13 protein-coding genes are annotated in these 20,488 nt (G+C 39.9%); 11 read left to right on the top strand and 2 right to left on the bottom strand.

From position 1 onward, the window contains the following. Positions 1-35: 35 nt before the first annotated feature. From H8700_RS00465 to H8700_RS00435, 7 genes are all read left to right on the top strand, one after another. On the top strand, positions 36-3,551 hold the full coding sequence (locus H8700_RS00465; protein ID WP_249302162.1) for a leucine-rich repeat protein: 3,516 nt from the start codon (positions 36-38) through the stop codon (positions 3,549-3,551). Positions 3,552-3,687: 136 nt separating this feature from the next. Beyond that, the gene (locus H8700_RS00460; protein ID WP_249302161.1) at positions 3,688-5,940 is read left to right on the top strand and encodes a cell division protein FtsA; all 2,253 of its coding nucleotides are present in this window, start codon (positions 3,688-3,690) and stop codon (positions 5,938-5,940) included. 18 nt (positions 5,941-5,958) lie between these two features. Beyond that, entirely contained in the window at positions 5,959-6,753 is a 795-nt protein-coding gene (locus tag H8700_RS00455; protein ID WP_249302159.1) for an MBL fold metallo-hydrolase, read from the top strand. A gap of 57 nt (positions 6,754-6,810) precedes the next feature. After that, positions 6,811-7,083: an ACT domain-containing protein gene (locus H8700_RS00450; RefSeq protein ID WP_022142032.1), complete on the top strand. Its 273-nt coding sequence runs from the start codon at positions 6,811-6,813 to the stop codon at positions 7,081-7,083. 131 nt (positions 7,084-7,214) lie between these two features. Next, positions 7,215-8,579, top strand: coding sequence for a PFL family protein (locus H8700_RS00445; RefSeq protein WP_022142031.1), 1,365 nt, complete (start codon positions 7,215-7,217; stop codon positions 8,577-8,579). 65 nt (positions 8,580-8,644) lie between these two features. Then, entirely contained in the window at positions 8,645-10,084 is a 1,440-nt protein-coding gene (locus tag H8700_RS00440; protein WP_249302157.1) for an aminoacyl-histidine dipeptidase, read from the top strand. A gap of 314 nt (positions 10,085-10,398) precedes the next feature. After that, on the top strand, positions 10,399-11,598 hold the full coding sequence (locus H8700_RS00435; protein WP_249302155.1) for a pyridoxal phosphate-dependent aminotransferase: 1,200 nt from the start codon (positions 10,399-10,401) through the stop codon (positions 11,596-11,598). A gap of 121 nt (positions 11,599-11,719) precedes the next feature. Here the strand turns inward: H8700_RS00435 and H8700_RS00430 are convergent, their stop codons facing one another. Next, on the bottom strand, positions 11,720-12,052 hold the full coding sequence (locus tag H8700_RS00430) for a helix-turn-helix domain-containing protein (RefSeq protein ID WP_249302153.1): 333 nt from the start codon (positions 12,050-12,052) through the stop codon (positions 11,720-11,722). A gap of 275 nt (positions 12,053-12,327) precedes the next feature. Here H8700_RS00430 and H8700_RS00425 point away from each other — a divergent pair, with 275 nt between their 5' ends. Both H8700_RS00425 and H8700_RS00420 read left to right on the top strand, forming a co-directional pair. Beyond that, positions 12,328-12,534, top strand: a complete 207-nt coding sequence (locus tag H8700_RS00425) for a hypothetical protein (protein ID WP_249302151.1) — start codon at positions 12,328-12,330, stop codon at positions 12,532-12,534. Between the two features lie 111 nt (positions 12,535-12,645). Beyond that, positions 12,646-13,986: a CPBP family glutamic-type intramembrane protease gene (locus tag H8700_RS00420; RefSeq protein ID WP_249302149.1), complete on the top strand. Its 1,341-nt coding sequence runs from the start codon at positions 12,646-12,648 to the stop codon at positions 13,984-13,986. Positions 13,987-14,133: 147 nt separating this feature from the next. Here H8700_RS00420 and H8700_RS00415 read toward each other — a convergent pair whose 3' ends face one another. Further along, positions 14,134-18,354 carry a 2-hydroxyacyl-CoA dehydratase gene (locus H8700_RS00415; protein ID WP_249302147.1) on the bottom strand — a complete coding sequence of 1,407 codons (4,221 nt, stop codon included), beginning with the start codon at positions 18,352-18,354 and terminating at the stop codon, positions 14,134-14,136. Positions 18,355-18,662: 308 nt separating this feature from the next. On the opposite strand from H8700_RS00415, the gene H8700_RS00410 reads away from it, so the two are divergent. After that, complete coding sequence (locus tag H8700_RS00410) at positions 18,663-19,352, top strand: LysM peptidoglycan-binding domain-containing protein (RefSeq protein WP_249302144.1); 690 nt, start codon at positions 18,663-18,665, stop codon at positions 19,350-19,352. A gap of 196 nt (positions 19,353-19,548) precedes the next feature. Continuing rightward, positions 19,549-20,475, top strand: a complete 927-nt coding sequence (locus tag H8700_RS00405; protein WP_249302142.1) for a hypothetical protein — start codon at positions 19,549-19,551, stop codon at positions 20,473-20,475. The last annotated feature ends 13 nt before the right edge of the window (positions 20,476-20,488 follow it).

Genomic DNA, 20,488 nt, shown 5'->3' with positions numbered 1-20,488 from the left:
ATACTAAGATATAATAATAAAAAAGAAGGATTTTTATGAGACGAAAAAAATGGTTAACGGTTATGATGACGGTAATTATGTGCTGCACAGTACTTTTTCCAGCAGGAAGCATACGCACACAGGCGGCATCGACAAAGCAGGAAGTGCAAAGTACACTGACAATATCCAAAGAACAGGAAGCACAGAGTACACTGACAGTATCCAAAGAACAGGAAGTGCAAAGTACACCATCAGCTTTCCAATCAAAGGATGCAAAAAATATTGATGTAACAACCGCAAAAGATGGTGTGGTGCAGCAAAAGAAACAAAGCACAAAAAAGACGAAAAAGACGAAAAAGGCACAGACAAGCAGTAAGAAAACATCCGGCAGCAAGAAAACAACCGAAATTTTAGATACGGATGTATCGGAAGCATCAAAAGGTTGTACATTATATGGTGCATATGGTACTTTTTACAGTCAGGCACAGAAAGCATTAGATCAGATCAATCAATATCGTAAAGAAGCCTGTGAGGAAGGAGATGTCCCTGATCCGAGAAATCCAACCCGTATGCTGACACCAAGTGATTATGTGCCACTTAAATGGTCAACAGATCTGGAGCGGATCGCACGTATCCGTGCAGCAGAAGCAGGATATGCATTCCGTTTTATGGATACAGGTCATATGCGTTTGAATGGGAAAGATACTTTTTCGGTTACTTCAAACGGTCTGTCAGGAAATGCAGAAGATCTGTCTTATTACTATAAGATGGATGGCGAGGATGCACAGATGAGAGAGGGGGTCCTGCTATGGTATATGGAGAAAAAAGGGTGGTTAAACAGAGAAGATATTTCTAATGGCACGGAAGTAAGGCATTACACCAGTATTATTAATCCTTCATATATATACATAGGTCTTGGATGTTTTTATAACGAAGATGTTCCTTATCCGGTTACATTAGCAGGGGAACTTTCGCGAAAAGGAAATACAGACCGGACGATGTTAGAAGAGAAACATAATGTCATTCAGAAAATCGAAGTACAGGATGGCTTTTTGAAGGAAACAGAGTTAGATGTAGAAGATTCCATGAAAACGGATGAAACGGTACAGGTGGCAGCGAGAGCATGGATCCAGAATGAAGGCGGACATTTTTCCAAAAATAAACGAAGATTATATATGCTTGGTATTGATGAATATGTTTCTTCTGATCCATCGGTTGCCGGTATTACAAGCGATGGTGAGCTGACAACACATAAGAAAGGTGTTATTACGATCACGGCAAGATCGAATGGAAAAGATATACTTTCTAAGCGGGTTACGATTGAATGCGGGCATAGAAAACGATTAAGAAAATATACCGATTCGACCTGTACGACAGAAGGGATCAAGCAGTTTTACTGCCCTGTTTGTGAAGATACCGAAAATGTAACGATTGAGAAAAAAGCACATGATTATGTCTATGGCGATACCGATTCAAATGGTTTATGCACCGGTGTATGTTCGGTATGTCAGGATACGATCACGATCAATCCGCCAAAGTCATGTAAGTTTAGCTGGCTTAATATGGACCGGAATATGCATTCCTATGAGGAAGAATTTCCTGAAAAAAATGAGACTGGTGATACCATTTACTGTTTTACTACAGGTGTAGACGGTGATCCGGCTTATCGGGAGATGGTCATTGAATCTTCGGAAGAAAGTGTGATTGCCGTTAGAAATCAATTAAGTGCAAACAGTTCTTCCGATGCATTGACAATAAAAGGGCATGGAATCACGCAGATCTCGGTATATCCAAAATATAACAAAAGATTAGGGAAGAACTATTTAGTCCGGATTGGGCAGAAAGAAGAGATTTCAATCAAAGAAGCCGATGTTTATCTTGAAAAGGATGAGTACACCTATCAGAATGCATATTGTACGCCCCAAGCAAGTGTATATTACAATACAACAAAGCTGACAGAAGGTGTGGACTATACCGTACATTATGAAAATAATTTTGTGGCGGGTACAGCATATGCTGTAATAGAAGGAAAAGGCCTTTTCTATGGCACCATTAAAGAAGCCTTTACGATTCATCCGTCTGTTACACAAGAGCATATGCATCAGGCAGTTACAGATCCGGCCATAGCAGCAGGATGTATGACGGTAGGATATACGCAGGGATCACATTGTGCAGTCTGTGGACAGACGATCAATGAACAAAAAGTGATCGAAGCAGCCGGACATCGATATGAAAATGGAGTATGTACGGTTTGCGGTGATATACAATACATAGAAGAGAACGGACTGCGTTATACCTTACAGGAAGATATCAATGGAAAAAAGACCTTGCAGGTTTCGGCAGCAGATGGTGTTTCTTTATCCGGTGAGATTACAATTCCCGCAACAGTAACGATCGCAAATACTTCGTATTCCGTAATTACTGTCGCAAAGAATGGTTTTGCCGGACAGAGTGCGATCACGGCGGTTTCTTTACCAAAAACATTAAAAACAATCGAAAGCCGGGCGTTTGCAGGCTGTACTGGTTTGACACAGATGTCATTTTATTCACAAAAAGCTCCGGATGTACAGAAAGACAGCTGGGAGAATAGAGGAGATTCAACACTTGCTTTTGTAGTGCATTTAACCGGTTATGGATATGATTCAATTGCTGAGATTGCAAATGCTACAGTCGATCGTACTTTAAAACATATTCACAGTTTGGAATTCCAAAAAGGAAAAGCTGCAACCTGTACAGAACCAGGCATGATGGATTACTACCATTGCATTGATTGCGGAAAATATTATTTAGATGAAAATGCAACGATGGAGATTGTAATGAATGATGCAATCATCTATCCGTTAGGTCATGACTGGAATAGTACATTTACGATTGATATCCCGGCAACTGCAACAACAGCGGGAGAAAAGTCACTTCATTGCAAGCGTTGCGGCCAACGTTCAAGAATTACCGTGATTCCGGCAGGTGGAAGTAATGATCCTGATGGAAATGACAGTGGTTGGGATGACAGCTGCATTTCTAATACTACTGACAGCAGCCCGTCATCAACGAAACAAGCTTCAACTGTTACAAAGAATACAGTGAAAAAAGGAAGCATTTTTACAAGCAAGAACTTACGCTATAAAGTGTTATCGACATCGAAAAAGACTGTTGCATGCATCGGAACATCCAAGAAAACGATCACATCAGTAACGATCCCGGCAAAGGTTACTTATAGTAGGAAGAGCTATACGGTGACACAGATTACAGATCTTGCATTTGCATTTTGTGGTAAAGTAAAAACTGTTACGATCGGAGACAAAGTGGCAATAGTCGGTCGAAATGCTTTTTACCGTTGTAAATCTCTTCAAAAAGCAGTGATCGGCAAAAAGGTAAAAAAGATCGGCTTTGGTGCATTTGCATATTGTCCAAAGTTAAAGAAAATCCAGCTCAAGAGCAAATTGTTAAAGAACAAAAACGTCGGTTACAACGTGTTTAAGAAATGTAAGAAGAATGCAGCAGTTAAAGTTCCTTCAGGTAAAAAGAAAGAATACCGTAAATGGTTTAAAAAAACAGGGATATCGTTGCGTTAAAAGAATGATATGTGCTATTATATAATGTGATGGTATAAAATCAAAAGAAAATGTCTGCAAAGTGCAAAGAGATATTTCACTTCGCAGTTTGATAAAAACAGAAAAAAAGAGAATGGTCAAGGAGGTTTCCGATACAATGGATTTGGGAGTACAGGCACAGGAAGAAAAAGTGGATATGACAAATGTTCCACAAGAGCTTGTCTTTGGACTGGATATTGGTACAAGAAGCATTGTCGGTACCGTTGGATATAAAAATAGTACGAATGGATTTGTTGCAGTTGCCCAGGTGGCGATCGAGCATGAAACGAGAGCAATGATTGATGGGCAGATTCATGATATCGGACAGGTTGCGGCAACTATCTCAAAAATAAAAGAACAACTTGAAAAGATGACCGGAAGAACATTGCAACAGGTTTGTATTGCGGCTGCCGGCCGTGTATTAAAGACAGTAGAAGCCGATGCTACAATGTCTTTTTCTAATGAGACCGTTGTTACGAACGAGCATATTTATACATTGAATATGCTTGGTGTAGAAAACGCATATGATATTCTGCGTAAAGAAATGGCTTCCGATGATGTCAAATTCTACTGTGTCGGCTATTCTGTAAAGCAGTATTATCAGAATGATTATCCGATCTCTAATCTGGAAGGGCATAAAGCAACACAGATTCGAACAGAAATAATTGCAACCTTTTTGCCTGATGAAGTAGTGGATGGTTTATATGCTGCAGTGGAAAGAGCCGGATTATATGTTGCAAATCTGACATTGGAGCCTATTGCAGCGATCAATGTAGCGATACCGGAGAAGTTCCGTCTGTTAAATATTGCCTTAGTGGATGTTGGAGCAGGAACATCTGATATTTCAATTACAAAAGACGGCAGTATTATTGCATATGGAATGATTCCGTTTGCAGGTGATGAGCTGACAGAGACGATCGCTAAGAAGTATCTGACGGATTTTACCGAAGCCGATCATATGAAATGTGCCAGTACGTATGCAGATGAAGTAGAATATCATGATATCATGGGACTGTCACAGAAAATTCCGTCACAGGAAATTATTGATACGGTAGCTGATACGGTCAAAATGATCACGCAGAATGTATCCGACAGGATCAAAGAATTAAATGGCGGAAAACCGGTTAGTGCGATCTTCGTTGTTGGTGGTGGCGGAAAAGTTGGAGGATTTGTGGAGAATCTGGCACAGTTCCAGGGACTGCCAAAAGAAAGGGTGGCTCTTCGTGGAGCAGAAGTCCTGCGTGATGTTACATTCCTTCAGAAAAATATTGAAGTAGATTCCCTGCTTGTTACACCAATCGGAATCTGTCTGAACTATTATGAGCAGAAAAATAACTTTATTTTTGTGACGGTCAATGATGAACGGATCAAACTGTATGATAATAATAAACTTACGATCATGGATGCGGCAATGCAGGTTGGCTATCCGAATGAAGATCTCTTTCCAAAACGCGGTAAAACGATCACTTATTATGTGTCAGGTGAAAAGAGAATGGCACGCGGAGAAAACGGTGAAGCAGCTGTTGTGTTGTTAAATGGGCATGAGACCGGAATCAATACACCGATCGCTTCAAATGACAAGATCGAAATTCAGGCTTCCACAAGAGGAAAAGATGCCGGTATGCCGGTTGGAAAGCTGCAGGAATTTAAATCCACACTTACTTTTATATTCAACGGAAAAACAATTACCTGCTCTCGTTTTGTCTCTGTTAATGATATACTTGTTTCGGAATTTCATGAGATTCAGGATGAAGATCATGTAGAAATACTTGATTTTTATACATTAAAGCAGGTTATGGAATTAATGGACATTTTAAAGTACGGTAATGTTAAGGTAAATAATATGCCTGCAACACCGGATACAAAAGTATATGATAATTTTGTGATTACCTGTGATATTGAAGAAAGTGGAACAGAATCACAGTTCCGGACGGAAGAAAGCACAGACATTTCTTTTTCGTCTGTAGAACAGACGGAAGAATCAGAGCGGATCAACGAAACAGAACAGACAGAAGAATCAGAGCAGATCAACGAAACGGAACAGACAGAAGAATCAGAGCAGATCAACGAAACGGAACAGAAAGAGCAGACCAAAGAAGCTGGTTTGGAAGAACCGCAGGCAGCAAAAAGAGAAATAGGAGCCGATCCTAAATCCGGAAGTATTCATGACCTGAATATTACTGTCAACGGAGAAATGGTCAGTCTGAAAGGAAAGAAACAATATATTGTTGTAGATATTTTGGATTTTTATCCGGTCGATACAAGTGTCGCACATGGCAACCGACTTTTGACAGCCGTTAATGGAATGGAATGTGATTTCACATATCCGTTACGGGAAGGTGATGCCGTTCGGATTGAATGGGTCAACTAGAAGCGAGGAACAAAAAATATGAGAATTTGCAGTATTGCCAGCGGAAGCAGTGGTAATTGTATTTATATAGGAGACGATAAGAATCACATATTGATCGATGCCGGAATCAGCCGCAAACGTATTGTGGATGGATTGCAAAGCATTGGCGTTGCACCGGAACAGCTGGACGCTATTTTTGTGACACATGAACATTCTGATCATATCAGTGGGATTAATATGATGTCGAAAATGTTTGGTACATCTATTTTCGCAACCGGAGGCTCTCTGGATGCAATTTGTATGAAAGATAAAAAAGGTATGGTTAAAAGAGAAAATCTGTACCAGCTCTATGCAGATGAAGCGGTTCACATTGGCAAGTTAAAAGTGGTGCCGTTTCATATGTCACATGATGCAGCCGATCCGGTATGTTATACCGTGGAATCAGATGGTAAAAAAGTCGGTATGGCAACAGACCTTGGTGTATATGACGAATATATTATTGACCATTTGGCAGGAAGTGATGTCTTGCTTTTAGAAGCAAATCATGATATTAGTATGTTAGAGGCGGGAAAATATCCATATCCGCTAAAATGCAGGATTTTAAGCGAGTTAGGTCATCTATCGAATGAAGCGGCAGGAAAATTACTGTGCCGCCTTGTACATAAAAAATTGAAATATGCATTTTTGGCACATTTATCAAAGGAAAATAATTATCCGGAGCTTGCGTATGAAGCAGTAAAATGTCAGATCTGGGAAGAGATGGGTGTTACGAGTATTCCCTTTGAGTTGGCAGTAGCAAATAGAGATAAACCATCGAAGCTTATTACCTTATAGAATCCATTCTGTCAGGTGTAGCAATAAATACAAGAAAATATTTGGAGGAAACTTATTATGAAAAAAACAGTAATCACGGTAGTAGGAAAAGACAGCGTAGGAATTATTGCTAAAACATGTACGTATCTTGCTGATAACCAGATCAATATTCTGGATATCTCACAGACAATCGTAGATGGATTTTTTAACATGATGATGATCGTAGATGTTGCAGACAGCAAAAAAGAATTCGGAGTTATGGTAGATGAGTTGGAAAAACTCGGAGAAGATATGGGCTGTATCGTGAAAGCACAGCGTGAAGATATCTTTGACAAGATGCATAGATTATAGTAGCTGCCGATTGCAATGCACAGATTTTGGTAAAAGAGCATTGTAATGGATCAAAAGGTAAAACTTCCTGCGGGATCCGACAGATAAGAATAGTAAAAACAGAGAATGCAAGCATAGAAATGAGGATGAAAATGATAAATATACATGAAGTTCTTGAAACAAATGAAATGATTGAAAAAGAAAATCTGGATGTGCGTACAATCACTCTTGGAATCAGTCTGCTCAACTGTATTGATACAGATGTAGATCGTTTGTGTGAAAAGATCTATACCCGTATTACAACGGTTGCAAAAGACCTTGTTGCAACCGGCGAAGAGATTGAGAAAGAGTATGGTATTCCGATCGTCAATAAGAGAATTTCGGTTACACCGATCGCATTAGTCGGTGGTTCTGCATGCAAGACACCAAAAGATTATGTAAAGATCGCACAGACATTAGATCGTGCGGCTAAGACAACCGGTGTAAACTTTATCGGTGGTTTTAGTGCATTGGTTTCAAAAGGTATGACAAAGAGTGATGAGCTTTTGATACAGTCAATTCCGGAAGCTCTTGCGACAACGGATTTTGTATGCAGCTCTGTCAATCTTGGTTCAACAAAGACCGGTTTGAATATGGATGCAGTCAAAATGATGGGTGAGATCATTTTAGAGACTGCAAAAGCAACAGAGGACAGAGATGGTATCGGTTGTGCCAAATTAGTTGTATTTTGTAATGCACCGGATGACAATCCGTTCATGGCAGGCGCTTTCCACGGTGTGACAGAAGCGGATGAGATCATCAATGTCGGTGTCAGTGGACCGGGTGTAATGCGTAAAGCATTAGAGTCAGTACATGGTGCGGACTTTGGTACCCTTTGCGAAAAAGTCAAAAAGACCGCATTTAAGATTACACGTGTCGGTCAGCTGGTAGCAAGAGAAGCTTCTCAGCGACTTGGTATTCCATTTGGCATTATTGATCTTTCTTTAGCTCCGACACCTGCGGTTGGTGACAGCATTGCTGATATTTTTGAAGAGATGGGACTCGAAAGAGCCGGAGCACCGGGAACGACAGCCGCGCTCGCCTTGTTAAACGACCAGGTAAAGAAAGGTGGCGTTATGGCATCTTCTTACGTGGGTGGTCTGAGTGGTGCATTTATTCCTGTCAGTGAAGATCAGGGAATGATCAATGCCGTAGTCGATGGTGCATTGACATTAGAAAAGTTAGAAGCAATGACTTGTGTATGCTCGGTAGGTCTTGATATGATCGCCATTCCGGGTGATACAAAAGCATCTACGATTTCGGGTATTGTTGCCGATGAAATGGCGATTGGTATGATCAACCAGAAGACGACAGCCGTTCGACTGATTCCGGTATGCGGTAAAAAAGTTGGCGACACGGTAGAGTTTGGCGGATTACTTGGATACGCACCTGTTATGCCTGTCAATTCATTTGACTGTACAGAGTTTATTGAGCGTGGAGGCAGAATTCCGGCACCAATTCATAGTTTTAAAAACTAATTGTATAACAGAATGTATAAATGGAAAGAGTATAATAAAAGAACTGCTCAGAAATGGAGAGTATTATGTTAAAAGAGTTAGAAAAGTATGATTTTTTTCATTATTTTGAGGAGATAAGTGCTGTACCGAGAGGATCAGAACATAATGAAGCAATCAGTGATTATCTGGTGGCTTTTGCAAAAGAGCATCAATTGTTTGTATATCAGGATGCATCTTATAATGTAGTGATCCGCAAGGAAGCAGCAAAAGGATATGAGAATCTGCCGGGAATCATTTTACAGGGACATATGGATATGGTCTGTGAAAAGGAAAGCGGCGTAGAACATGATTTTACAAATGAAGGTCTTGATCTGGCAGTTGCTGGAGATTATCTCTATGCAAAGGGCACGACACTTGGTGGTGACGATGGTATCGCACTTGCATATGGTCTGGCAATTCTTGCCGATGATACGAAGGAATATCCGATGATCGAATTGGTAGCTACAACCGATGAGGAGATCGGAATGTTTGGTGCAAAAGCATTAGATACAGGCGTTTTGAAAGGAAAATATCTGATCAATCTGGATACAGAAGAGGAAGGTTCTTTATTAGTCGGCTGTGCAGGTGGTCTTCGTGGTAATATCACATTAAAACTGGATCGTGATGAGAAAGACGGTATTTGTTATGAATGTCATGTGAATGGACTTTTAGGCGGTCATTCCGGTTGTGAGATTGACAAGAACAGGGTCAATGCAGCGTTGCTGCTCGGAAGACTTCTTTTTGAAATGGAGACACCATTTGCACTTGTCAGCATGAAAGGCGGTACCAAAGACAATGCGATTCCAAGAGAAGCCAAAGCAGTGCTTGTAGTCGATGAAAAGGATGCATCGGCATTTGAAGAGGAATTTCAGAAAAGAACGGCTATGTATCAGGATGAATATACAAGTTTTGAGCCGGACATGAAGATCTGTCTCAGAAAAGAAGCACAGGCAGGTGCTTCGGTAATTGCAAAAGAGCAGACAGATAAGATCCTGTTTTTATTAAATACAGCACCAAACGGCGTACAGGCAATGAGTGGTGATATTAAAGGCTTAGTAGAAAGTTCTTTGAATATGGGCATTTTTGAAGCAGAAGAAGAAATGAAAGCATCGTATTCGGTTCGAAGCTCGGCAGCAGGTTATAAAGAATATCTCTCCAAGAAACTGGCATGTCTTGCAAAGAGCATCGGAGCTTCTTATCAGGAGGAAGGAAACTATCCGGCATGGCTCTACCGTAAAGAGTCTGTTCTGCGTGAAAAAATGGTCGAAGTATTCCGACGTTTTTATCAGAAAGAACCTGTTGTAGAAGTGATCCATGCGGGACTGGAGTGCGGTCTGTTATCAGAAAAAATGCCGGAGTTAGATATGGTTGCGATCGGACCGGACATTTTAGATATTCATACACCAAAGGAGAAGCTTTCCATTCCGTCGGCAATCCGTGTCTATGACTATCTGTTAGAAGTTTTACAGGAATTATGTAAAGCATAAAACTTTCTATAAAAAGCTGTCCTACTATCCGAAATATCGTTTTACAGGAATTATGTAAAGAATAAAAGACAGTCGACTGATTTTTCATAAGATTAAAAAAATGGGAATATGGTACGACAGGATTGTAAGATTACAATATAAAAAGAATATAAAATGGATTTTATCTGGAAAGATAAGATCCATTTTGTATATAATAATATTGTATACAATTATACATTGACACATGTGTGCGTTGTGTGGTATAACAAATATGTTGCCTTGAATGGGCAAAGGAATACATGCGGGATTAAAATACCGAAAGGAGATATAGTATTATGTCATTAGAATTATCAAAGAAAGCTGCAGCGGTGAAGCCCTCTTCAACGCTAGCAATTACAGCAAAAGCAAAAGAATTAAGAGCGCAGGGAAAAGATGTTGTAGGATTTGGTGCAGGGGAACCTGATTTCAACACACCTCAGAATATTTGTGATGCAGCAATAGCAGCAATCAATGATGGTTTTACAAAATATACACCGGCTTCAGGAATCAACGAATTAAAAGAAGCGATCAGTAAAAAATTCAAAGCCTTCAATCATTTGGATTATGCACCGGATCAGATCGTGATCAGTAATGGTGGAAAGCATTCTTTAACCAATATTTTCACTGTATTATTAAATCCTGGTGATGAAGTGATCATTCCGGCACCTTTCTGGTTGAGCTATCCTGAGATCGTTAAGTTAGCAGGTGGTGTTCCTGTTATCATTACGACAACGAAAGAACAGAATTTCAAATTAACAGCAAAAGATCTTGAAAATGCGATCACAGACAAGACAAAAGCGGTTGTATTAAATACACCAAACAATCCAACCGGTATGCTTTATACAGAAGAAGAGCTTCGTGCGATCGCAAAAGTAGTTGTAGAAAAAGATATTTATGTCGTAGCGGATGAAATGTATGAGAACCTTGTATATGGCGAGCAGAAGCATATCAGTATTGCATCCTTTGGCAAAGACATTTATGACAGAACGATCACTTGCAGCGGTTTGGCAAAGAGTTATGCAATGACAGGTTGGAGAATCGGTTATACAGGTTCTTCAAAAGAGATCGCAAAGATGATGGGAAGCGTACAGAGCCACCAGACATCAAATCCAAACTCAATCGCGCAGAAGGCAGCAGTAGAAGCATTAACAGGTCCACAGGACAGTGTTGCCAAAATGCATGCAGAATTTGATAAGCGTCGTAAATATATGTATGAGCGTATCTGTAAGATGCCGCTTGTCAGCACGATCGAACCAATGGGGGCATTCTATGTCTTTGTAGATGCCAGCGAAGTTCTTGGAAAGAAATATAAAGATACGGTTGTTGAAAGTGTAGCGCAGATGGCAGAAATTCTGATCAATGATTACAATACAGCAGTTGTTCCTTGTGCTGATTTTGGATTTGAGAAGCATTTACGTCTTTCTTATGCAATTTCTATCGAACAGATTGAAAAGGGCTTAGACCGCATCGAGAGCTTCTTAAATGACTTAAAATAATACAATAAGATAAGACAGGATCTATTTAGAGATGTATTCTTATAGATTGAAGAGTGTATAAAAAATAGAATCGAAGAAAACCCTAGTATTGAAAAAAGGGTTCTTCGATTCTATTTTTGTTTTACTTTTTCTTTTTATTTTTTGTCTTTAGATAGTTATAAATATTTTGCATTAATAATTTATCTTCCTGTGTGATCGGTTCTGCGTTCGGATTTTCTTTTACTAACATTTCAATATCCGGTGTACAGTATTGTCCGAGTAATATATCATTTGGTGTTGCTTCTAACGCATTACAAATATCTAAAAGTGTTGGTAAGGATGGCATGGAAGCTCCTGTTTCAATATGCGATATATGGACAACGGATAAATGAACCATTTCGGCAAGTTCTGCCTGTGTGATGTTTTGAACCTGACGGATACGTTGTATATTCCTGCCAATTTGTTTTTTATTCATAATGATCGTGTTCCTCATTTCTTTGTTGCTTAAAAATCACATTGTTGTATTGATAGCTAAGCATGTTTATTCACTTATCTATAAAGCATAACAATTAAAAATCAGAGATAGAATAAACTTAAAAGGCAATACTTGTTATATTAAGGATAGTGTGCTAAAATTTCCCCAAAATATGCGATGATCTTTTCCTCATATTGTAACAGTTCTCTTTTCATAATCATGCTCATACGGGGAAAGAATAAGAATAGGAAATGAAAAATGTTTAAGGAGGAAGAATGAATAAAAAGGAAGTAGATTCTATTGTACAGTGTTTATTAGATGCAGACCGAGGTGAACGGTGGACAAAAACACAGATACAAAACAGGTATCAGACACAATATTCAAAAGACCAGATCGAGCGCATTTACCATCGGTATAACTATTTGCTTCGAAAGCAGGAAAATACAGCAGGGCAGGAAAGCAGACTGAATGAAAAACGTTGACAAAGTCAGTGGATTACATCTGTGAAATAAGATAAAAATAAGGTGAAGTTTGTTTGCATATATGGTAAAATAACAAGCAGGATATACGTTTGGAAATGAGGTTAAAGATATATGAAAGCAATAAAAAAACCGGATTTTATGAAAAATGCAATTTTAGGGAATGGACATAGTGCAGCGTTTGAGCTGATCTGTGCACTTCTGGTTTTCTTCGTAGGAAGTACGGCTACCAGTCTTGTGCAGGCACCTGTGCTGGCGTTTTATATGCTAAAAGATGGTTCTTATATGAAAATGTTACAAAACGGAAGCCTGGATGTGAATCAGATGAACCGGATTATGCAGTCGATTCCGGATTGGTTTGTTATTGTGACGTTGATAGCAGAGTTTGCATTGCTTATCATTTGTATATTGTATTGCAAATTGATAGAAAAAAGAAACGCTGCTTCCATGGGGTTTCAAAAGAAGGGTTTTGCAATTCAGTATATAAAAGGACTTCTGATCGGTGCGGCAGCCTTCGTTGTTGCATATGGAATCTGCATTCTGACAAAAAGTGTTACCATAGAAGGCTTTAATAAAGACAGTTTTTCAATCCTTTACCTGTTTGGTTTTCTGGTCGGATTTCTTGTACAGGGGATGGCAGAAGAAGTTTTGTGCAGAGGCTATTTATTTGTGTCGCTTACCAGACGAAATTCTGTGGTCGGAGCTGTCGTGATCAGTTCTTTGTTTTTCTCTATGATGCATGGCATGAATGACAATATGTCATTACTGGCTTATCTGAATCTATTTTTATTTGGTGCAGTGATGGCACTTTTGATGCTTCGTTATGAAAATATCTGGATCGTAGGAGCAGCACATAGCATCTGGAATTTTGTGCAGGGAACGATCTTTGGGGTATCGGTAAGCGGAATACAAATCAAAAGAACGGTCTTTGTCGGAAAGAGCGTTGAAGGAGCTTCCTTTATCAATGGCGGAAAGTTCGGACTGGAAGGAGGCTTAAGTGTTACACTCGTTCTTCTTGCAGGTATTGGTATTCTTGTCTGGAGCCTTTATAGAAAAGGAATGATCATATCCATAGAAGAGGATCTTGAACTTCATACACAGGAAGAGCAGGAACGTCTTAGAAGAACAGAAAAAGAACGGAAAGCAAAAGAAGAATTTATGCAAAAAATGATGCAGAATATGACACAGAATCCATATTTTACGAATCCGAATGCAAATAGCAATCAGGAAGAAGAAAAAGAACGGGAAAATCCTTTTGAAGCAGCACCAAACGGACAGAATCCGAATAACGGTTTTGATAATACAATGCAGCAAAGAACGGATGAAACAGGTGATTTTGGTGCAATGATACAGCAGTCACAGCAAAAAGAAGAAAGTATGCAAAAGCAGAATCAGAAAGCAACCCCTGACAATGTGCAGGATACCGGCTTTGATCATAATTACTTTGATGATTAATAGAGATACGAAGACTGTACAGAGTAAGTGTCTTTCATTGATGAATGATTGCAATATAAGATAAGTATCGAAAGAGTAAATGAAAAAGAAGGTTTCGTCTATGTCTCGTAACGGAGACACATAGACGGAACCTTCTTGTTTTAGATTTTAAACCAGATTCTTTTCGGCTGTTGCAAGCATTAATTTGATTCGGTTCAACTGGTTGACTTCACTTGCACCCGGATCATAATCAACGGCAACAATGTTCGTATGCTCATATTGTCGTCTAAGCTCTTTGATAACACCTTTTCCGACAACATGATTTGGAAGACATCCAAAAGGCTGTGCACATACAATATTCGATACGCCGGACTTGATCAATTCGATCATTTCACCGGTTAAGAACCAGCCTTCACCGGTCTGGTTACCACATGAAACAATCGGTGAAGCATATTCTGCCATATGAGCGATCGGTGTTGGTGGCTCAAAGCGTCTGCTGTTTTGTAAAGCAACTTTAGCAACTTTACGGTAGTTTTCAAGATAAGCGATCAACAGGTTATTGATGCGTGCACCGGACTTTTTCTTTCCTAAGTATTCTGCTTTAAAGTTCGCATTATACAAAGAATACATAAAGAAGTCTAACAGGTCGGGACAAACCGCTTCGGCACCTTCGCTTTCTAACAGATCAACTAAGAAATTGTTTGCCAAAGGAAGGAATTTTACAAGAATCTCACCAACAATACCAACGCGAGGTTTTTTGATATCCTTTAATGGCAGTTCATCAAATTCTTTTATAATATTTTGAATGTTTCTCTTAAATTCTGCTTTATTTCCATTCTGAACCGACTTTTGAACGATGGTAAGCCATTTCTGATGCAAAGCATTTGCCGAACCTTCTACGGCTTCATATGGTCTTGTCTTATAAAGAACACGCATAAAGACATCGCCATAGATCAAAGCCTGGATCGCACGCATTGCCATTTTATAATTGATATGCAAGCCGGGATTCTTTTCAATACCGGCACTCATTGAAATAACAGGAATCTGTGACATTCCGGCTTTCTCTAAAGCACGACGGATAAATCCGATATAGTTTGTAGCACGGCAGCCACCACCGGTCTGCGTAATGATCAATGCAACACGATTGAGATCGTATTTGCCTGAAAGCAGAGCTTCCATAAACTGGCCAACGACCAGAAGAGATGGATAGCATGCATCATTGTTGACATATTTCAGACCATAATCCAGACATTTTTCCGTGCTTGGAAGAATCTCTAAATGATAGCCGCAGGATGCAAGTGCAGGTTCTAAGATATCAAAATGGATCGGTGACATCTGTGGAACTAAGATTGTATAATCTTTGCGCATTTCTTCGGTAAAGACCACACGATGATGTGCGGTATCGGCAGCCTTTGGAAGAATGTTTTTACGTTCTCTTTCTTTTACGGCTGCTAACAGAGAACGAATTCGGATTCTGGCGGCACCGAGGTTATTTACTTCGTCAATCTTTAAGACTGTATACACTTTATTCTGTTTTGTCAGAATATCACTTACCTGATCGGTTGTAACGGCATCGAGACCACAGCCAAAGGAATTGAGCTGTACCAGATCGAGATCAGAGCGTGTGCTGACAAAAGAAGCAGCTTTATACAGACGGGAATGATACATCCACTGATCCATTACGATCGTCGGACGGTCTACGGTACCAAATTCCGATACGCTGTCTTCGGTCAGAACAGCAACACCGAATGAATTGATCATTTCCGGAATACCGTGATTGATCTCAGGATCTACATGGTATGGACGACCGGAAAGCACGATACCGTGACAATGGTTCTTTTCCATATAATCTAAGACTTCACGGCCTTTTTTGATAATATCTTCACGGGTTGCCTGTAACTCTGCCCATGCCGCTTTGGCGGCAGCTTCTACTTCTTTGGCAGGAATATTATTTTCCTTTGTAAAGAAGGCTACCAGTCGTTTTGTCAGGATCTTTTCGTTTTCAAAAGATAGGAAAGGATTCTGGTAAGTGATCTTTTTGTCACGCAATTCTTCTACATTGTTCTTGATATTTTCACCATAAGAAGTAACGATTGGACAGTTGTAATGGTTATTAGCATCCGGTACTTCGGTACGTTCATATGGAATACAAGGATAGAATATGTAGTCTAATCCCTGACGTATCAGCCAGGTGACATGACCGTGTGCGATCTTTGCCGGATAGCATTCTGATTCGCTTGGGATCGATTCGATACCAAGTTCGTAGATCTTTCGGCTGGATTCCGGTGAAAGTACCACTTTATATTTTAATTTCGTAAAGAATGTAAACCAAAACGGATAGTTCTCATACATATTCAAAACTCTTGGAATACCGACTGTTCCACGGACTGCTTCCTTTTCTTCCAATGGAATATAATGCGCAAAAAGACGTTTGTTCTTATATTCAAAAAGGTTAGGAACATGTTTTTCGTTCTTTTGCTTTCCGATACCGCGTTCGCAGCGGTTTCCTGAAATGAACTGTCTGCCGCCTGTAAAGCGGTTGATCGTAAGCAGACAATGGTTTGTGCAGCCTTTACAGCGTGTCATGGAAGTTTCGAAGCGCAGATCATTGATCTCGTCGATCGAAAGCATAGAAGTTTCCTGTCCGGTGTAATGTTCTCTTGCCAGCAAAGCAGCACCAAAAGCACCCATAATACCGGCAATATCAGGACGGACGGCATTACATCCTGAGATGCGTTCAAAGCTTCGGAGTACTGCATCATTATAGAAAGTACCGCCCTGTACAACGACTTTTTCACCGAGATCTTTCGGATCGGTCAGTTTGATAACTTTCAGTAACGCATTTTTAATAACGGAATAAGCAAGTCCGGCAGAGATATCCGCTACGCTTGCTCCCTCTTTCTGTGCCTGCTTTACTTTGGAATTCATAAAGACAGTACAGCGGGATCCGAGATCGACCGGATTTTTCGCATATAATGCTACTTTTGCAAAATCGGCGACTTCATAGTTTAAGGATTTTGCAAAGGTTTCGATGAAAGAACCACAGCCTGAAGAGCAGGCTTCATTTAACTGTACTTTATCAACAGAATGGTTCTTGATGCTGATACATTTCATGTCCTGACCACCGATATCGAGGATACAATCTACATCCGGTTCAAAGAAAGCAGCGGCTTTATAATGGGCAACGGTTTCTACCTCGCCTTCATCTAACATCAGAGCGGATTTGATCAGAGCCTCGCCATAGCCGGTAGAGCAGGAACGGACGATTCTTGCATCCTTTGGCATTTTCGAATAGATATCTTTGATCGCTTTTAACGAAGTCTTTAACGGACTTCCGTTATTGCTGTCATAGAATGAATATAAAAGAGAACCGTCTTCACCGATCACAGCGACTTTTGTTGTTGTAGAACCGGCATCAATACCAAGATAGAGATTTCCTTTATAAGAAGCAAAATCACCCTTTGGTACATCTTTTTTCGAATGTTCTTCTATAAATTCCCGGTATTCTTCTTCATTATTAAAAAGAGGAGGCATACGTGTTACTTCAATTTCCATCTGAATGCCTTCGGCAAGTTTCTGCTTTAAGTTGCCAAGAGAAGTCTGGTGATCTTCTTTGGCGTTCATTGCAGCACCGGATGCTGCGAATAAGTGAGAATGCTCCGGAGCAATGATCTCATCATCGGTCAGATGTAATGTCTCAATAAATGCCTGACGAAGCTGTGTTAAGAAATGAAGCGGACCACCTAAGAATGCTACATTGCCGCGGATCGGTTTGCCACAGGCAAGTCCGCTGATCGTCTGGTTTACAACAGCCTGAAAAATCGAAGCTGCCAGATCTTCTTTTGTTGCGCCTTCATTGATCAAAGGCTGGATATCGGATTTTGCAAATACACCGCAACGGGCTGCAATCGGATAGATTGCTTCATAATTCTTTGCATATTCATTCAGACCGGATGCATCTGTTTTTAATAAGGTAGCCATCTGATCGATAAAAGAACCGGTACCACCGGCACAGATACCATTCATTCGCTGGTCGATTCCACCGGTGAAATAAATGATCTTGGCATCTTCGCCACCAAGTTCGATCGCTACATCGGTCTGTGGTGCATAGTCTTTTAATGAAGTTGCAACGGCAACGACTTCCTGAACAAATGGGATATCTAAGTGCTTAGAAAGTGTAAGACCACCTGATCCGGTGATCATGGGAGATACCGGAAGGTCACCAAGCTGTTCACAGGCATCTGTGATAATAGATGCCAAGGTTTCCTGAATATTAGCATAATGTCTCTGGTAATCGGAAAAAATGATTTCTCCGTTTGTATTTAAAATAGCTATTTTGACAGTTGTGGAACCAATATCGATTCCCAGTGTATTGTAATTTAATTTCATAGTTACCTCCATCGCGATACAGTCACAAAAAGACTGTATTTCGGTCAAAAATAAACATTGTGTGCAAAAATCGCCATATTCTCTTATTATAAGACAAATTTTTTATGAATGCAAATTTTTGTTGCAAGATTACGGATAGCAATTGACAGCAGCCGGAAGACAATATGGTACAAGAAGGAAGAAATATTTTATAAATCCGGCCTGACGGATGCATATTGTGCACAGAATGCCGCTTTTAGTAGCAAATAATCTGTAACAGAATATATTAATAAAATAGAATGACAGATCAGAAAAGAGGAGTCCTATATATGAATTATGAATATTGTGACGGAATCACACACACGATCAAAAAAGGCGATACATTATATGAGATCAGCAGAGAGCATAAGGTTCCCTTATCTATGTTGCTGCGTGCAAATCCATATGTGGATGTGTTTAATCTTCAGGTTGGAGATACAATCTGTGTTCCAACCAAAAAGCCTTTAGAAAATGCATTTCTGACACCAAGACCGTCAAGAAGAAATATGACAGGTGACACGGATCAGGAAGCAGTAATGCAGCAGTGTAATGCTACAGCGATGTCACAGCAGGCAAATGCAGCTGGCACGACAGACCGCAATGTAACAGCGATGCCACGGGATGAAAATGAAAGTGACATGCCAGACCGCAATGTAACAGCGATGCCACGGGATGAAAATGAAAGTGACATGCCAGACCGCAATGCATCAGCGATGCCACGGAACACGAAGGTAACTGATACACAAGAGCGTGCTGTAGCTTTTGTGCCGCAAAGTACATCAGCAACCCGACAGACAGACACAGAATGGAAAAAATATGTTGTAAAACCCGGAGACACTCTTTTTGATATTTTGCAAGGCGATAAGGATCAGGTTTTGGCATTTGTAGATAAAAACGGACTTGCTAATATGTATATGCTTCCGGGCGTTGCTTATTACATTTCTGATACAAAAAACAGTTCCGGCACACTGGATCGTTAATCCTTTGGCAGACGATCGGGAAGATAACATCCGTTGTACCAAACAATGCTTAATTTCGAGTGTAAAAGGATAGGGTGGGGAAGGTGGGAAAATGTGCTGTGTATTTTATGTGAAAAGTTTGACAAAGGTATAGGCTCAATTTATAATGAATAGTATGTCATTTTATCATAAATGAAAAAAAGAAAGGACAGGCTCAATGGAAAAATTTTTAAATGCATTAGAGAGAAAATTTGGCAGATATGCGGTTCCTGACCTGATCAAATACGTCGTTATAATCTATTGTGCAGGCGCGGTGATCGGACTGGTGAATCCATATTTTTATTACCAATATCTGTCATTGAACATGAATGCAGTCTTTCATGGACAGATTTGGAGATTATTTACCTTTTTGCTGGAACCGTCAGGCTTTTCATCAGGTAGCAGTATGGGAGGATTTTTGATAGGAATCATTTTTTTCTTTTTTCAGGTCAATCTATTCTTTTTGTTTGGAAGATCATTAGAGGCTGCATGGGGAACATTCCGTTTTAATATGTATATTGTATCGGGATTTCTTTTTAATATCATAGCGGCATTGATCCTTTATCTGTCGCCGCTTCATGTTTCGAACTATGATTCGGGTATGCAATATATTTATTGGTCAATGTTCTTTGCATTTGCGCTGATGAATCCGGATATGGAGTTTTTGCTTTATGCAGTTTTACCGATTAAAGTAAAATGGCTTGCCCTTCTGGATGCTGTGTATATGGTTTATCAGATTATCAACAGTCTGTATCTCGGATTTCGTACACTGGCACAGGGAGCAAGTGTGATCTATACAACAACAGCCGGGGCATACTTTAGTATTGCAATCGCGATCATTGTTGCAATGGCAAACTTCCTGATCTATTTCTTTGCAACAAGACAGTCACCGAGAGCAAGGATGCAACAGAAAAGAAGAAAGAGATCATTTGAACGTCAGACAAACCAGTATGCAAACGGAGCAAGACACAGATGTGCTGTTTGCGGCAGAACAGAATTAGATGATGATTCGCTGGATTTTCGTTATTGTTCAAAATGTGATGGGAATTATGAATATTGTTCAGATCATCTGTTTACACATCAGCATGTGAAAAAGTTTATGTAATATGTAACCGGAT

The organism is Jutongia hominis (assembly GCF_014384965.1).
GTDB classification, from domain to species: Bacteria; Bacillota; Clostridia; order Lachnospirales; family Lachnospiraceae; genus Butyribacter; species Butyribacter hominis.
This window is presented reverse-complemented; position numbering and strand designations above follow the sequence as displayed.

Coding starts and splice junctions, on each gene's coding strand:
- H8700_RS00410 (WP_249302144.1), top strand. CDS start 18,663: ATGAATTATGAATATTGTGACGGAATCACACACACGATCAAAAAAGGC.
- H8700_RS00455 (WP_249302159.1), top strand. CDS start 5,959: ATGAGAATTTGCAGTATTGCCAGCGGAAGCAGTGGTAATTGTATTTAT.
- H8700_RS00425 (WP_249302151.1), top strand. CDS start 12,328: ATGAATAAAAAGGAAGTAGATTCTATTGTACAGTGTTTATTAGATGCA.
- H8700_RS00415 (WP_249302147.1), bottom strand. CDS start 18,354: ATGAAATTAAATTACAATACACTGGGAATCGATATTGGTTCCACAACT.
- H8700_RS00435 (WP_249302155.1), top strand. CDS start 10,399: ATGTCATTAGAATTATCAAAGAAAGCTGCAGCGGTGAAGCCCTCTTCA.
- H8700_RS00420 (WP_249302149.1), top strand. CDS start 12,646: ATGAAAGCAATAAAAAAACCGGATTTTATGAAAAATGCAATTTTAGGG.
- H8700_RS00430 (WP_249302153.1), bottom strand. CDS start 12,052: ATGAATAAAAAACAAATTGGCAGGAATATACAACGTATCCGTCAGGTT.
- H8700_RS00465 (WP_249302162.1), top strand. CDS start 36: ATGAGACGAAAAAAATGGTTAACGGTTATGATGACGGTAATTATGTGC.
- H8700_RS00440 (WP_249302157.1), top strand. CDS start 8,645: ATGTTAAAAGAGTTAGAAAAGTATGATTTTTTTCATTATTTTGAGGAG.
- H8700_RS00450 (WP_022142032.1), top strand. CDS start 6,811: ATGAAAAAAACAGTAATCACGGTAGTAGGAAAAGACAGCGTAGGAATT.
- H8700_RS00445 (WP_022142031.1), top strand. CDS start 7,215: ATGATAAATATACATGAAGTTCTTGAAACAAATGAAATGATTGAAAAA.
- H8700_RS00460 (WP_249302161.1), top strand. CDS start 3,688: ATGGATTTGGGAGTACAGGCACAGGAAGAAAAAGTGGATATGACAAAT.
- H8700_RS00405 (WP_249302142.1), top strand. CDS start 19,549: ATGGAAAAATTTTTAAATGCATTAGAGAGAAAATTTGGCAGATATGCG.